The following is a 16,482-nucleotide window of genomic DNA, read 5'->3' on the forward strand; positions in this document are numbered from 1 at the left end:
TACTCTGATTGAACTCAGCTGGTTGTATAACAATGGCAGATTAGGCATAATATGCGTTTATATCAAATTCTCTGTAGCCAACGTGATGACTATTTGTCTTAATCGCGTTATTTGTGCTTTTTTTGCGAATCACTTGAATCGCACGATTATGGCTGCATTATTGTATTTCGAATTGGGCTGACAACTGGATAACTATATTATGACGCATAGCGAATACCGAGACGAATATTGCGGAGCCGTAACCGAAAGCTTACTTGAGCAAACCATTAGCATCGTAGGCTGGGTACATCGTCGTCGCGATCACGGTGGCGTGATTTTTTTGGACATGCGTGACCGCGCTGGTATCTTGCAGGTAGTCGTTGATCCTGATACGCCAGAAGCTTTTGCCACGGCTGACGCGGTACGTCCTGAATACGTGCTAAAAATCACAGGCCGCGTACGTCGCCGTTATGAAGGTACTGAAAACAACAATATGACCAGTGGTCAGATTGAGCTATTGGGCAAAGAGATTGAAGTACTGGCCAAGTCTGAAACCCCGCCATTCCCATTGAATGACGAAAAAACCACCGTATCAGAAGATTTGCGTCTAAAGTATCGCTATCTCGATATGCGTCGTCCGCAAATGCAGGAGCGTATGGTTTTCCGTGCCAAAGCGACCTCAACGATTCGTCGTTACTTAGATGATCATGGTTTCTTAGACGTTGAGACGCCTATTTTGACTCGTGCAACGCCTGAAGGCGCGCGTGATTATCTGGTACCATCACGTACACGCCCAGGTAACTTCTTTGCACTGCCGCAGTCGCCACAGCTATTTAAGCAGTTGCTGATGGTGTCAGGTTTTGATCGTTATTATCAAATCGCTAAATGCTTCCGTGATGAAGACTTACGTGCTGATCGTCAGCCTGAATTTACGCAGGTGGATATCGAAACTTCTTTCTTAAATGAAGAAGAAATCATGAACATCAACGAAGGTCTGATCAAGCATTTGTTCAAGACCATGATGGACGTTGAGTTTGAACAGTTTCCGCGCATGACTTATGCCGAAGCAATGCGTGACTACGCATCAGACAAGCCTGATTTACGTATTCCATTGAAACTGGTTGACGTTGCAGATTTGATGAAAGACGTTGATTTCAAAGTATTTGCCGGCCCTGCTAACGATCCTAAAGGTCGCGTTGCTGCCCTTCGCATTCCTGGTGGTGCCTCATTAAGCCGTAAGCAAATCGATGCTTATACTAAGTTTGTTGGCATTTATGGCGCACGCGGTTTGGCTTATATCAAAGTCAATGATGCCAGCAGCATCAACAATGGCGTAGATAAAGAATCAGGCCTACAGTCTCCTATCATCAAAAACATGACTGATGATGTGCTTGTTAGCCTGATTGAGCGTACTGCGGCAGAAGATGGCGATATTATCTTCTTTGGTGCCGATAAAGCCAGTGTCGTGAACGACGCAATCGGCGCACTACGTCAAAAAATTGGTCTAGACCTTGAAATGACAACTTGCCAGTGGGCGCCACTTTGGGTGACTGACTTCCCAATGTTCGAGCAAACTGACGATGGTCGCTGGACATCAATGCATCATCCGTTTACTAAGCCTAAAGGCTCGGTCGATGAGCTGAAAAACAACCCAGAAGCGGCCCTATCTATCGCTTATGACATGGTGCTAAATGGTACGGAAGTTGGCGGTGGTAGCTTACGTATCAATACCTTTGATATGCAGCAAGCTGTCCTTGATGCTCTGGGTATCGGCGAGCAAGAGGCTGAAGACAAGTTTGGTTTCTTACTTGATGCATTGAAATTTGGTGCACCGCCGCATGGTGGGTTGGCCTTTGGTTTGGATCGACTAATTATGCTCATGGTAGGCGCAGACTCTATCCGTGATGTCATCGCTTTCCCAAAAACCAAAACTGCTGAGTGCCCATTAACTCAAGCACCTGCTGAAGTCGATAGCAAGCAGCTACGTGATCTTGGTATCCGTGTGCGTGAAAAAGTACAAGCCGATGCCAACAAGTCTGCTCAGTAAATAGCACGATGATTCGTAGTTGTCATCTACAGTGCTTGTTATGTGATTCGTCACCATGTGAGTGGTTGTGAATCCTTATCATCTTTTCAAATTGGTGCCATTGTCTGTATTGCAGATAATGGCACGTTTTGTCGCTTGGATAATCGTTAAAATACCAAGCTTAAGTATCATGCGCACTATTCGTATTAATATGGCGCTGATTGCTCCTAACCTGTCTGACATTCAAAAAAAAGCACTGACTAAAGACATTATTTATCATCAATGTTTAACCAGTATTGAGTCCATCAAAAGCTGGGCGATGTCTCCTGAATGGAGTATTGGTCAGATTCGTGACGTTCATAATAAAGATATTTTATTAGAAGGACTGGCCAATCCTAATGGCATGCTCGCAATCGTACCGCATTTGGGTACGTGGGAGATGATGAACGCGTGGCTAAATCAGTTTGGCGCGCCAACCATCATGTACAAGCCAGTTAAAGGTAATATCACCAATAATTTTGTGCTCCAAGGTCGTGCGCGTCTTAATGCAACTTTAGTTCCGACGGATGGTAGCGGTGTTAAGGCCGTATTTAAAACACTCAAACAAGGTGGCTTTAGTATCGTGTTGCCTGACCATGTGCCTGATCCTTCAGGGGGTGTGGTGGTACCTTTTTTTGGTATCGAGACCTTAACCAGTACACTCGCCTCCAAACTTGCTAGCAAAACCACATGTTCGTTGGTTGGTTTGTCTTGTATCCGCCGTGACGATGGTCGTGGTTTTGATATTTATTGTTATAAACTCGATGATCCTGCTCTATATAATCGTGATGCTGAAACAGCGTCTTATGCGCTCAATCAAGCCATGGAACAGATGATTAGAGATCATTGTAGTCACTATATGTGGGGTTATCGTCGTTTTAAGCATATACCAAATCTAGGCAATCCTTACCGAAAAAGCAAAGCGGCTTTAAAAGCCTTTATTCAAGCTCATAATTCTACAACTGCTAATAGTGACAATCATAGTAAGTTCGATAATTATAAGTAATAACTGTTCTATCGTTTAACTATTTAGACATATCATCAGTTACAGTTATGCTAATATTGGCAATATTTCACCCATTTTTATTTTAATGATTAGGGCGTGTCCTCATTTTGAAAATGGTTATAAAAATGAGATAAATTGAAGCCAAACAAGGAAAATAGCGCTGATAATATCGGGATATTAACCAGTTATTTGACGCAGTTTGGCGAATATTTAGCCATTTTTAACCCATTTAGTCGCTATCGTTCAGATTGAGAACACGCCCTAGTTCTTTATTTACCTCCATGTGAGTGCATTATGACATCTGACGTACCTAAGACTATTCCCAAAAACTTTGCGCAAACAGATACGGATACTGCTGAACCACGTTATATTATTTGTATGAAATGGGGTGATAAATACGGCTCTGAATACGTCAACCGTCTTTATAATATGGTCAGTCGCCATCTCACTCTAGACTTTCAGATGGTTTGCTTGACTGATGACATCACTGGTATTGATCCTGCTATTGCTTGTTATCCCATACCTGAGATGAACCTACCGGCTGGCCCTGAGCGTGGCTGGAAAAAGCTCACTACTTTTAAACCTGAGCTTTATGATTTAAAAGGTGTTGCGTTATTTTTAGATATCGACATTGTGATTGTTGATAATATTGATGCATTTTTTACTTACCAAGCAGAATATAAAGACAGTGTCGTCATCATTCGTGATTGGAAAAAACCATGGCGGATGATTGGCAATAGTTCGGTATATCGATTTAATATTGGTATGAACTCTTACCCTGATTTGCTAGCAAACTTTGAGCGTAACTTTGACACCATCCGTCAGCAAGTTCGCCACGAACAAGCCTACCTATCAAACTATTTACGTGAGCACCATCACCTAGAGTACTGGGACAAAACATGGTGTGTCAGTTTTAAATACCAATGCATTGCCCCAATTCCGTTTAACTTAGTGCGTGCACCAACACTGCCTGATAACGCAAAAATTGTTATTTTTCATGGTGAGATAAACCCACCAGACGCCATTGCAGGTAGTGGCGGCAAGTGGTATCGTCATGTGAAACCAAGCCCATGGTTAAAAAATTATTGGCAATAATCGTTTAGATACTAACTATGTTTAGATGGCTTACAGATAATTTGAAGGTAATGCATCACGATATAAAATACCTGAAGTCAACTACTGGAAAACAGTATGGCGCTATATTTGAGATTACCTACTACCGCTGGGTTTAATATTGATAACGAGATCATCTTTATCAATGCTTTTAATGCTAGTGAACCAGAGCAAAGCTTGCTTGGACAAGACGTCAACATTATCGCCTCAGGTCCATCCATACAGCAGCTATCATTGCCAGAACTACTAAAAATACCCACTATTTTCGTCAATGGTAGCCTTAGCCTCATTGGTCATCATCGCTTCACAGATGTTGTCGGTTATGTCATTAGCGACGCACGCTTTATCAATCACCAACCTGAAATTTTACGTCAGCATTATACTGGTCAACCCTTATACGCAACGTTAGCCGTCTTCGAAGCGATGGCAACAACCCACCCTGATATTATGCGTACTTACCATCATGCTATGCGTGTGTTATATCCAGTAGATAGACCATGGGGCGTAAAATCGAATAAGCTATCATTTAGTAAGCTCATATTTAAGAAAAAATTATTGAATAAAAAAATGCCTTTGTCATGCTTTATGAATCATCCAAATTTTATTATTGATGACAGTTATAAATCTGCTGAGATCGGCGTTTCTCTTAATGTTACTCATGGATTTGTCGAGGCAGGCACTGTTGCCTATGTAGCCACACAACTGGCTTTCTCACGTCATGCAGCTGCTATACACTTATACGGTATCGATTTGATCAACAGCGATCAGCCACGATTCTACGAACACACAAACAACAGCGCCCCAAGTACTCTTAATACCGTCATCAGCGACCGTATTGTCCCGTCGTTCAATTTATTGAGTAGAGTCTATAAAGAGCATGGGGTCTGTGTTATCAACCATTCTCCTATATCCAAAGCATTATTTGGCAATCTCTAGCGCTCATTACTTTCTAAATCTAACACCGAACCAAATGCTAAGTACTGCTGTGCGATGTGATTAGGCAATAGCTGCTGATTTAGCGGTACTGTATAGTGTGTTAGATTGTCTATTGCTTGACCCATGAGTAGGGCAAGCCCATCAATATCCCCTACGGATATCAAATTTTTTGCAGGCAATAACTCTCTTGGACCAAATGGACAATCGGTACTAATTACCGGCACTCCGAGTGCTTGTGCTTCGACGATAACGTAACCAAACCCTTCAAATTTAGACGTCAGTACCATCAATGCGGCGGATGCGATTAACGGATAAGGATTGGTCTGAAATCCCAAAAATCTAACACAGTCACTAATATTAAGCTGAAGCGCCAACTGCTTAATTTCCGCTTCAAGCTTACCTTTACCTACCAACACTAATGGCAGCTTCCGCTCTGTTTTCGCATAAGCTTGTAGCAAGTCTCGATGGCCTTTCATACTATCGAATGAGGCAACATGAATAATGTATTCTTTGTCTCTTAAGCCAAAACTTTCAATATATGGCGTCTGTGCGGCTTTGGTATTAATATCAACGATATCGCAAGGATTATAAATGGTCAGGGTTTTGGTAACTTGCCCTAAAAGTGAGAGCAAGTCTTGACGTGACCCTTCGCTCACACAGCTACAAGGATGAGCACCATATACCATTTTTAGATGGGCTATGGTTTGTACTGTGTCGTCTGACAACTGCTGTTGAAACTGTCTAGATACTGCCGTATGCAACACATTCACGATATTGGCTAGCTTGCTATAAGCCATTATCCAATTTACTTTATAGATGTTAGCCAGTATGAGATCCGGCACCCCTATCTGATTAAGAACATAAAAATCAATACGCTCAGCAACTGCCTTATAAGCATTGGCTTGCTCAGAGTCCGGAGCAAGTTGCTGCTGAGCAAAAACCTCATAATATGGAACAATATGTTTTTTTATTCGAGGATCCAATGGCATTTCTTGGGTATCTTCTAAGCACAGTACATGAACGCTGTAGTCCATTTGAATATAAGCCCGCGCTAACGTCGTTACCATACGCTCGGCACCGCGACCTTCTAACGCTTTTAATATCAATAAAATAATGGGTTGAGTCATAGCTGCCTTGGTGTCATGTTTTATACCATTGATTCACAAATCTCTATCTTTAATGTCAGCCAACACGTGAATAAATAAGTGCAGTGATCTTTTATATGGTGATGTCACCTACTCTCACATTAGGGCGTGTCCTCATTTTAAAAATGGTGATAAAAATGAGATAAATTGCCGTCAAACAAGGAAAGTAGCGCAAATAATATCGAGATATTGATAAGCTATTTGACGATGTTTGGCAAAATTTAGCCATTTTTAGCCCATTTAGAGGACAATGGATTGAATTGAGGACACGCCCTAGCACCGATGATATAATAAACCTTATGTGCATACACTCACCAGCCAATACAAACATGGGTATTTTCCATAGAAAGCCAGACTATAATCAATTTGCTATAAAAAACATAGTGCTGCTATATAGAAGTTTCTCGATTATCTGCCATCATTTTTAATGTTAGATGCCAGTAAATAAAACCAAGCTTAAAACTACAGATAAAATATAAATTTGGATTTTTTATGAAAATAACAGTAGTCGGCACAGGCTATGTAGGTCTATCCAATGCTATATTGCTGGCTCAGCATAATACCGTCATAGCAGTTGATATCGTAGCAGAAAGAGTTGAGCTATTAAACTCAGGAAAGTCTCCTATTGAAGACCCAGATATTGAAGACTTCTTATTAAATAAACACATTGATTTTACCGCCACTTTGGATGCCGAATCTGCCTACAAGGACGCTGACTTCATTATTGTCGCCACCCCTACTGATTACGACTCAAAGACCAATTACTTCAATACTTCAACGGTAGAAACGGTGATTGAGCAAGTACTTTTAGTCAATAAACAAGCCACCATTATCATAAAATCTACCGTCCCAGTGGGATATACAGCAGGCTTAAGACAACGTTATGCGACTGATCGTATTATTTTTTCGCCTGAATTTTTACGAGAAGGTAAAGCACTTCATGACAACTTATATCCTTCACGCATCATTGTAGGTGAACAGTCCGAACAGGCGCAATGGTTTGCCAATCTGCTGCTCGAAGGCGCTATTAAAAAAGAAGTGCCCGTACTATTTGTAAAGCCGACAGAAGCTGAAGCCATTAAGCTATTTTCTAACACTTACTTAGCGATGCGGGTGGCCTATTTTAATGAGCTGGATACTTATGCACAGACATTTGGACTTGAAACCAAACAGATTATAGAAGGCATTGGTCTAGATCCCAGAATTGGCAACCATTATAACAATCCATCCTTTGGTTATGGTGGCTACTGCCTCCCTAAAGACACCAAGCAATTATTAGCAAATTATGATGAAGTACCAAGCAATCTAATAAAAGCCATTGTTGATTCCAACAGAACTCGTAAAGATTTTATTGCGGACAAAATTATCGAAAGAAAACCAAAAATTGTGGGCATATACCGACTGGTCATGAAAAGTGGCTCAGACAATTTTAGAGCATCTGCGATTCAAGGAATTATGAAACGCATCAAAGCAAAAGGTATCGAAGTGGTTGTTTACGAACCTGTCTTGAAAGAAAAACACTTCTTTCATTCACGCGTGGTTCAAGACTTAGAAGAATTCAAAGCCATAAGTGATGTGATTGTTGCAAACCGCTTGTCTGCTGATATAGAAGATGTCGCTGAAAAAGTATTTACACGAGACCTATTTGGAAGCGATTAACCCTTTTATAATACTCAAAACAAAAAATTTATTACAATGAACGTATGTTTATTAAAAATTCATATTTTAATACCTATTCATTGTAAGAAAAAATTACTTGAATTAGATTTAAATATTAATATATTGCGCTCTTGCCATTTAATATTATACAAGTAGTAAAGTCACCTATGGCGCAAAAATCGTTATTTTCCACAGTAGGACTAATTCATCAGCAACCTGCTGCTATCGATGGCGATAAATATTATAAACATGTAAAATCAAGTCTGTGATTATAGGAGCACTGGTAATGAAAACACCTAAATCTAAATTGGCCAGTCTTTTTTCCTTAAATCAGCATCGCAAAAGGCTTGGCGCAGCTACCGTAGCAAAAAAGTTTGATCAGTTGGGCTGGGATGAAATGCGTGAGCAAATGATAGATGGCTCCCATATTGAATATACTTATGGCTCTGATAAAAACCTGCAAAATCATCTTGAAAACCTAAGACGTGAGTTTGTTGGTCATTCAGAGCTTGCATATTATCATGCCACCCTGATAGTGCTTATTCGTCGAGGCTATCAAGTTGATAAAGAGTTTAAGCTATTTGAGCAACTTTGGCATGAGCAAAAAGAGTACTTGATCCATGCATTAAATACCCGCTGGCTTATTTCTGCTTGTGATACATTTATCGACTATAGTGATGATGATTATCTAAAAGCCCTATTAATGAATGCAGTTATTTTAGTTAATACCATTAAGTTACAAGAGAGCGAGCGTTATCTTACTGCAATAGATACTTCTAAGCCTGATGATGGACGCTATACCTCTTTACAAAATGAGAGACTGGCCTTGTTTGATGGCGTAGCAGGATTTGCTGTTGGCACTGATGATACGCTGCGTAACATGCGCTGGCGTTTAGATAAACTAGCACAGTCTCATCCGCTAGGCGATTTAGTCATTGAAATCTTCGAACGAGTACAAAAACCTGAATCTAGTACTGTATATTCACGTTTTCGTGATTTACATACTCGTGATAAAACTGCTTGGTGGAAGGGATAGAGATAATGTCGTATCAGTCAAAAATAACTGCCTTGGTCATTAACTTAGATAGTGCCAAACAACGTTGGGATTTTCAGAGTAAGCAGCTAGATAAACTTGCAATCCTCTATCAACGCTGGGAAGCTATTTCTGTAGATAGCTTGACAGAAGACGAGTACGAAAAATGGGCAAATGACTGGCAGCGTAAACTTAGGCGCACAGAGGTGGCCTGTTTTTTGAGCCATTATCTAGCATGGCAGCATGTGGCTAATCGCGGGCAATCGTTTTTAATTCTTGAGGATGACGCCCTATTATCTCAAGACTTGCCAACGACTCTTTTTGAGATAAGTGGCAATCAAGATATTACGTATGATCATATAACTTTTGAGACTCGTGGACGTAAGAAGTTAATTAGCAAACAAGGTATTCATATCAATAGAGATGTCGCCTTACATGAGTTATTCTTGGATAAAACAGGGGCTGCAGCGTATTTACTAACACCTAAAGGCGCCAAAACTTTATTGGATTCTGTAGAAAAATTTGGCGCAGGACTAGCAGATGCCCTACTTTGTCATACCAAAGACTTAAAGAGTGCTCAAACAGTGCCTGCGCTTGCCCTACAAATGGATATGGCTCAGCACTATGGCATGCCAGAATTACAACTCAGTACTATTGCGAGCAGTAATATCTCAACACCAGCCAATAGTAAGCCACCAGCTAAAGATTTAATTGATAAGTTCAAATACAAGTCACGACGTATCAGTGCTCAATTAGATATGGGATTCATCCAAGCTAAATATTCTAGCCAATCAAAATATTTAGAAATCTCACCCAAACAAAGTGATTTTGTATATTTAAACGCCTTATTAAAATCTTAAGCCCCGTTAGCTATGAGACTATTTACTCAAACCATGTTCAGATATTGCATAGCAACTGACTTAGGTAGAAGACTTACATCAAAGTCACTGCTAAAACTATGTGGGTTTTGCATCAAATCATCTAATTTATCTGCCAAGCCTTGGATATCTCCAACAGCAACCAAGTGATGCTTTGGTAGTAATTCTCTAGGGCCTGAATCACAATCGGTGCTTATAACTGGAACTCCAAGCGCTAATGATTCTGCAATCACTAGTCCAAAACCTTCATATATTGAAGATAACACCATACCTTTTGAATGAGCAATTAAAGGGTAAGGATTTGGAGTAAAACCTACAAATATAACTTTATCTTGTAATCTTAGCTCTTTACATAACTCTTTACATTGCGATTGTAGCTCTCCTTGCCCTACTAAAAGTAAAGGCAAACTCTTTTTTGATTTGGCATAGGCGTTAATCAAGGCAATATGATTTTTCTGTGCTTTAAACTTACCTACATGCACGATATATCCTTTTTTCAATATAGGATATTTTTTTTCAATATTTTGCAGCTCCTCAGTTTTCTGAGACTGAACTATAATTCCCTCTTGGTCAATAGGATTATGAATAGCAGTTAACATCTTAGCACTAGGGACAATAGTGAGAAAATCTTCCTTGGCCCCCTTACTTACAGCAACTACATTTTGAGACTGATACACTTCTCGTAATGCATGATCATTTAGATGGGTGTGAACTTGTTTTTCTTTAGATAATGTATTATGAATCACAAATACTTTATTAGGAAGCTGGCTATGTGTAAGTGTCTGATCAACTTGCCATAAATTGGATAAAGTTAATACAGGCTTATCAGTAATATGTTGGCGCACATAGCTATCAAATACTTTGGCAAAAAGGCGGTGCCGTATACCTTTTGGTAACCAGCGATAAGATTGATAAGACAAGAAATGTATCGGAATATCAGGCTTTTCATAATCAATTTGCGATTTAAAACAAACGATATGTGGTTCATATCCTAGTATTTTAAACCCTTCAGCTAACGTTATAACAAATCTTTCTGCACCTCCACCTTGTAGGCTGAAAATAGTAAGGATGACTGTTTTGTTTTGTTTTATATTATTAATCATTATTTAATTACCCATACATTTTTTTGATATCTTTAATTCTATGTCGCCGCGCTCGCTTTAAGAACAGTCTATGAACATGCTGCGTAATGTTCAGCTCGCATTTTTCCTCTCTTCCAAAAATATCACTATCAACCTGTTTTTGAGTAATGAGTGAGGTAGAAATAAAACCCTGTCTAAGCTCACCAGTTGCATATCTCCATACATAATCAATAGGATAAAACAAGTTCTCACTGGCATGCAAAAATTCAACTGCTGCTTTTTTTGAGACTATGTAACCACTACCCAGTGCAGGTGCAGGATCGCATTCACATATCATTAAATTATCAGCTATTGGTTTCAATTTATAAATACGCCAGTTATTACGCCATTCTAGTTTTTTCCATAATTTTAAAAGCTTTGGATCAATAGGGCGCTTATTCACATCTTGGCTCAGTAGCTCTTTAGCTACCTCTTCGTCATAAGAATAAGGGTTGTTTGAAGATAAATTTATAAAATCAAAATCTTGGTAGTTTTGATAATTACTGATCATCTCAACAACTTGTTTATCAATAATTACATCATCTTCCATTACTAAACAGTAATCAATATTATGATCTACTATATATTGCCAAACTCTTCTATGAGATGAGGCACAACCAATCTCTCCGTCTGTAACTGGACGCTTCATTAAACAGGTAAATTTATAGGCATCTACAAATAACCTTTCTTTCATACTAAGATGCTTGCCGACTGAAGCCGAAAATCGCTTTGCAGATAAGTTTAAAGCAGTTAATTGTTCTTGCATACTAAGCAGACGATCTTTTCTACTATCTAAATTTATATAAAAAATATCTATCATCATCCACCCTCAAATAGATTTTTAGTTATTTATCAAAATAAAGCCATTTAGCTGAATCTTTAAGTATCTTATGAGTAATATCATGCATTACCTGAGCCTTAAGCACTCTAGTTCTATACTTATATGAAAACTTCCCTAAAACTGCATACCTTTTTATACGTTTGATGCTTTTTCTATCAAGATCTTTAATCAATCCATTAAAGAAGTGCTCCTCTTTATGCTTGTGCATAAACAATAACATTGATTTGAAATGTCGATAATAGTAATCGTAATCTTGACTTGGTTCACTAGCTCCACCTTTATGGTAAAAGCTGAGCTTATGATTTTTTAGTAGAGGATACCCTTCATTTTTAATGCGATAACATAAATCTTCATCTTCACAATACATAAAATAGTCTTTATCAAAACCACCTAAGTTTTTAAATACATCATACTTAATAAATAATAGAGAGCCTTGAAACCAACAAATCTGGTTATCATATCCTAAGTTATCAAAAAATTCATAAGTATATCTATCATTCTTATACTCCCCATCGTCATTAAAAGCGCTACTGGTAGCAACACCATAATCTGGGTTAGATGTTAAATAATCAAGCATTTCATCTAAGTAGTGAGTATTATTCAATAAAACATCCGGATTAATGATTAGCAAGTGCTCTGCACAGGAAGCTTTTGCTGCTTCATTCATAGCTCTTCCAAATCCGATATTACTTATCATTTGTAATACTTTGATATTAAGTTCTTGATCTAAACTATTTTTCTCAATTATTTGGGTTAATACATTGTTTTGAACGTTATTACTAATAATAATTTCAAAGTTTTTTTTAATCATTGTCTGCTTAACTATACTAATCAATAGGCTACGAATATAACTTTCTGTATTATAATTAACTATTAAAATCGATATTTTCATTATTTAGGCATTGTCCTCTATAGTTTTTTATTAAGTCGTAATTACTTATATCATATAAAGGTGCTTACTGTAGCTGATTCACTTTGAAAAATACATTGCTGCGATGCCTTCTGCGCATTTCCTGTCACGCAGGCAGCAACAAGCCCAAAGAAATTATTTCAATATGGCGTCATGGAAAAATTAATATAGTTTATATGTCAGACTTCTTGCGAAAGTACCATTTCATTGGATCTGGTTAACGTAGTGATAAAGGTCAGCAATGACTTATGCAAGAGATCTTGGTATCTACCCTATACTTAAATTCTCAGTATATGGTAACATCTCCCGAAAATTTAGAGCTGATTTTTTACAGTCATTATGAGTTTCTTTTATGAAAATAGAGCTATACCAAACTTGGCAGGATCAATACTCTTATCCAGAAGATAGAATCGACCTACTAACCTTTGACTATAGGCAAAACTCTGATTTTTACAAACGTGAGAATGCTCACTTGATCCGCTTACATAATGAAGTCATTCAAAAGTCTGAACTTTAAAACTGTTCTGGACTTCTATCTCCAAAATTTTTTGATAAAAGTAAAATATCTACTAAACAGGTTAGACATTATATTATAAACAATCCTAGTTACGATACTTACTTTTTAATCCATTTATAACGTTAAATCATATATATAATCACGACTCACCTATCTCTAATCGTAATAAAAAATCCCATAAGAAAGAGCTCCATATATATTTTTATTATTTGGAAAAACAGATAGTTAATTTAGAGAAAATTGAATATGGTGTTAACCTTATTCAAGATACTTTAAATCCCCAGTTACTTAAAATTTATAGATAAATTAGTAGAGTTTATATATAAAAATTAAAATAAGTCGGCTAGAAACTGAATTAATGAAAATTAATCATACTATTCGTATACTAAGGAAAATTATGAATATATTAATCACAGGCGGCGCAGGCTTTATTGGCTCAGCTGTTATCCGCCATATTATAGCTAATACCACAGATATCGTTTTAAACATAGATAAGCTCACTTATGCGGGCAATCTAGAGTCTTTGGCGAGTTTATCAAATAGCCCGCGCTATCGGTTTTCCCAAACAGATATTTGCGATCAACAAGCCATCGAAGCACACTTTGCTGATTTTCAGCCCGATATCGTGATGCACTTAGCTGCAGAATCTCATGTTGACCGATCTATCACGGGCTCAGCTGCCTTTATGCAGACCAATATTATAGGCACCTATACCCTATTAGAAGTGGCTAGACATTACTATGAAACCCTAATTGGCGATAAAAAAAGCCGCTTTCGTTTTCATCATATTTCTACTGATGAAGTCTATGGTGACTTAGAAAATAATGACGATTTATTTACTGAGGCCACCTCTTACGCGCCGAGCTCCCCCTACTCAGCCAGCAAAGCCAGCTCAGACCATCTCGTACGTGCATGGAATCGAACTTATGGCTTACCAGTTGTAATTACCAACTGCTCTAACAACTACGGCCCCTATCATTTTCCAGAAAAATTGATACCTTTAGTAATCTTAAATGCTTTAGACGGCAAACCTTTACCTGTATACGGCAACGGGCAACAGATTCGAGACTGGCTATATGTTGAAGACCATGCCCGTGCCTTATATCTGGTCGCTACCGAAGCAAAAATAGGAGAAACCTACAATATCGGAGGGCACAATGAGCATACCAATATTGAAGTCGTTCAAACTATTTGTACATTGCTAGAAGAACTGGCTCCAAACAAGCCACATGGCATCATACGTTATGCTGACCTGATTACTTATGTAAAAGATCGTCCGGGGCATGACTTGCGCTATGCTATTGATGCCAGTAAAATTCAACAATCATTGGGATGGACACCACAAGAAACCTTTACCTCTGGTTTGCGAAAAACCGTAGAATGGTATCTAAAAAACACCACTTGGGTTCAAAACGTAAAAAGTGGTGAATATCAAAACTGGGTCACCCAACACTATCAATAACCAAAGCTTGCAAATTCACCATGAATATTATTTTATTAGGTAAAAACGGACAAGTTGGCTGGGAATTACAGCGAGCTTTGCAGCCATTAGGACATGTTATTTCTTTGGATCGCCAAGCAAATAATGGTGGATTATGCGGAGACATCAGCGACTTTATAGCGATAGAACAGCTTTACAATACCATACGGCCTGATGTAGTCATCAACGCAGCCGCTTATACTGCTGTAGATAATGCTGAAAGTGATTATGTACAGGCTGATTTAATCAATCATTTGGCGGTGAAGCATTTAGCTGATATGTCTAAACGGTATAATAGCTTATTGATTAACTACTCTAGTGATTATGTATTTGATGGTACTCTAAATACGCCTTGGTCAGAAGAAGATCATAGAGCTCCTATAAACAACTATGGCAAGACTAAGCATGATGGAGAAATTGCTTTGGAGCAAAGTGGTGCAAGATTTATTAACTTTCGTACCAGTTGGGTATATGGTACTCATGGCAATAACTTTATTAAAACCATGCTAAAGCTTGCTCAAAGTAAAGAAGAGCTCAATATTATCGCTGATCAAATCGGGGCACCAACTGGGGCAGCTTTGATTGCTGATATTACTGCACAAGCCCTACGTCACTATTTAATAAATGAGCATGCTAGTGGTTTTTACGGACACTATAACTTAGCTGCAAAAGGTGAGTGTTCATGGTTTGATTATGCTCAATTTATATTTTCAATCGCACAGCAAGAGATGGGCACAAAATTACTGATAAAGCAGATAAACCCTATTCCGACATCAATATACCCGACTCCTGCAAAACGCCCGCTTAACTCACGTTTGAATACCCAAAAAATACAAAATAAATTTCAATTACATTTGCCACATTGGCAACAAGGTGTTGCTCACGTATTAGGAGAGTTATTATTATGATTCAAACAAACCGTAAAGGTATTGTTCTTGCTGGAGGCTCCGGTTCACGCTTGCATCCTATTACCTTAGGCACATCCAAACAACTGTTACCAATTTACGATAAGCCGATGATTTATTACCCTTTATCGGTGCTGATGCTGGCTGGTATTCGAGATATTTTAATCATATCTACTCCTGAAGACTTACCAAATTTCAAAAAGCTATTGGGTAATGGTGATGAGCTAGGAATAACTTTATCCTATCAAGTTCAACCTTCACCTGACGGTTTGGCTCAAGCATTTATCTTGGGTGAAGAGTTTATTGGTGATGACAATGTTTGCTTGGTATTGGGAGATAATATTTTCTACGGGCAAAGCTTTAGCCAACAGTTACGCCGAGCGACTGAACAAGCAACGGGCGCAACGGTTTTTGGTTACTATGTAAGTGATCCTGAACGTTTTGGCGTAGTAGAATTTGATCAAAACGGTAAAGCATTAAGTATAGAAGAAAAACCAGATCATCCAAAGTCAAATTACGCAGTCACTGGCTTGTACTTTTATGACAATCAAGTCATAGAAATCGCGAGAAATGTGCAGCCTTCGCACAGAGGTGAATTAGAAATTACTGACATCAATAATGCTTATCTAGCACAAGAGCAATTAAATGTGGAACTTTTAGGGCGTGGGTTTGCTTGGCTAGATACCGGAACACATGATTCTCTACTAGATGCAGGACAATTTGTTCAAACTATTGAGCATCGTCAGGGCCTTAAAGTAGCCTGTCTTGAGGAAATTTCCTATCACAACGGTTGGATTAATGGCGCTCAATTGCTAGAACGCGCCAATTTTTTCAAAAAAACAGGATATGGACAATATTTACTAAAACTATATCAAGAGCGTTCACAATAAACTC

14 protein-coding genes are annotated in these 16,482 nt (G+C 38.5%); 10 read left to right on the top strand and 4 right to left on the bottom strand.

Features of this window, described 5'->3' with window-relative positions; genetic code table 11:
• Positions 1-199: 199 nt before the first annotated feature.
• The 4 genes from aspS (at position 200) to JMY02_RS01560 (ending at position 5,099) form a co-directional block, all read left to right on the top strand.
• A complete protein-coding gene (gene aspS, locus JMY02_RS01545; protein ID WP_201594513.1) occupies positions 200-2,026 on the top strand; it encodes an aspartate--tRNA ligase in 1,827 nt (608 codons plus the stop codon).
• A 67-nt stretch (positions 2,027-2,093) separates the two neighbouring features.
• Complete coding sequence (locus JMY02_RS01550; protein WP_201594515.1) at positions 2,094-3,050, top strand: lysophospholipid acyltransferase family protein; 957 nt, start codon at positions 2,094-2,096, stop codon at positions 3,048-3,050.
• A gap of 294 nt (positions 3,051-3,344) precedes the next feature.
• Positions 3,345-4,145 carry a glycosyltransferase gene (locus JMY02_RS01555; RefSeq protein WP_201594517.1) on the top strand — a complete coding sequence of 267 codons (801 nt, stop codon included), beginning with the start codon at positions 3,345-3,347 and terminating at the stop codon, positions 4,143-4,145.
• A 108-nt stretch (positions 4,146-4,253) separates the two neighbouring features.
• A complete protein-coding gene (locus JMY02_RS01560) occupies positions 4,254-5,099 on the top strand; it encodes a hypothetical protein (RefSeq protein WP_227678371.1) in 846 nt (281 codons plus the stop codon).
• Here the strand turns inward: JMY02_RS01560 and JMY02_RS01565 are convergent.
• Entirely contained in the window at positions 5,096-6,226 is a 1,131-nt protein-coding gene (locus JMY02_RS01565) for a glycosyltransferase (protein WP_201594521.1), read from the bottom strand. The two genes, JMY02_RS01560 and JMY02_RS01565, sit on opposite strands and share 4 nt — an antisense overlap.
• A gap of 510 nt (positions 6,227-6,736) precedes the next feature.
• Here JMY02_RS01565 and JMY02_RS01570 point away from each other — a divergent pair.
• The 3 genes from JMY02_RS01570 to JMY02_RS01580 all read left to right on the top strand — a co-directional run bounded on the left by JMY02_RS01570 (position 6,737) and on the right by JMY02_RS01580 (position 9,796).
• Positions 6,737-7,903 carry a nucleotide sugar dehydrogenase gene (locus JMY02_RS01570; protein WP_201594523.1) on the top strand — a complete coding sequence of 389 codons (1,167 nt, stop codon included), beginning with the start codon at positions 6,737-6,739 and terminating at the stop codon, positions 7,901-7,903.
• 286 nt (positions 7,904-8,189) lie between these two features.
• Positions 8,190-8,939, top strand: coding sequence for a hypothetical protein (locus tag JMY02_RS01575; RefSeq protein ID WP_201594525.1), 750 nt, complete (start codon positions 8,190-8,192; stop codon positions 8,937-8,939).
• A gap of 5 nt (positions 8,940-8,944) precedes the next feature.
• A complete protein-coding gene (locus JMY02_RS01580) occupies positions 8,945-9,796 on the top strand; it encodes a glycosyltransferase family 25 protein (RefSeq protein ID WP_201594527.1) in 852 nt (283 codons plus the stop codon).
• Positions 9,797-9,822: 26 nt separating this feature from the next.
• Here the strand turns inward: JMY02_RS01580 and JMY02_RS01585 are convergent, their stop codons facing one another.
• Genes JMY02_RS01585 through JMY02_RS01595 form a run of 3 tightly spaced genes read right to left on the bottom strand, consistent with a single transcriptional unit; the run spans position 9,823 to position 12,668 of the window.
• Entirely contained in the window at positions 9,823-10,917 is a 1,095-nt protein-coding gene (locus tag JMY02_RS01585; RefSeq protein WP_201594529.1) for a glycosyltransferase, read from the bottom strand.
• 7 nt (positions 10,918-10,924) lie between these two features.
• A complete protein-coding gene (locus tag JMY02_RS01590; RefSeq protein WP_201594530.1) occupies positions 10,925-11,758 on the bottom strand; it encodes a glycosyltransferase family 25 protein in 834 nt (277 codons plus the stop codon).
• A 22-nt stretch (positions 11,759-11,780) separates the two neighbouring features.
• Positions 11,781-12,668 (bottom strand): glycosyltransferase family 2 protein, encoded by an 888-nt coding sequence (locus JMY02_RS01595; RefSeq protein WP_201594532.1) that lies wholly within the window; start codon positions 12,666-12,668, stop codon positions 11,781-11,783.
• Positions 12,669-13,600: 932 nt separating this feature from the next.
• Between JMY02_RS01595 and rfbB the strand changes: the two genes are divergently transcribed.
• The 3 genes from rfbB to rfbA are packed head-to-tail and all read left to right on the top strand — an operon-like array spanning position 13,601 to position 16,478.
• Entirely contained in the window at positions 13,601-14,665 is a 1,065-nt protein-coding gene (rfbB, locus tag JMY02_RS01600; protein WP_201594534.1) for a dTDP-glucose 4,6-dehydratase, read from the top strand.
• 20 nt (positions 14,666-14,685) lie between these two features.
• Positions 14,686-15,591: a dTDP-4-dehydrorhamnose reductase gene (gene rfbD, locus JMY02_RS01605; RefSeq protein WP_201594536.1), complete on the top strand. Its 906-nt coding sequence runs from the start codon at positions 14,686-14,688 to the stop codon at positions 15,589-15,591.
• A complete protein-coding gene (gene rfbA / locus JMY02_RS01610; protein ID WP_201594538.1) occupies positions 15,588-16,478 on the top strand; it encodes a glucose-1-phosphate thymidylyltransferase RfbA in 891 nt (296 codons plus the stop codon). The genes rfbD and rfbA overlap by 4 nt, the downstream gene beginning before the upstream one ends.
• Positions 16,479-16,482: the final 4 nt, after the last annotated feature.

Source organism: Psychrobacter vallis (assembly GCF_904846715.1).
Lineage (GTDB): Bacteria > Pseudomonadota > Gammaproteobacteria > Pseudomonadales > Moraxellaceae > Psychrobacter > Psychrobacter vallis.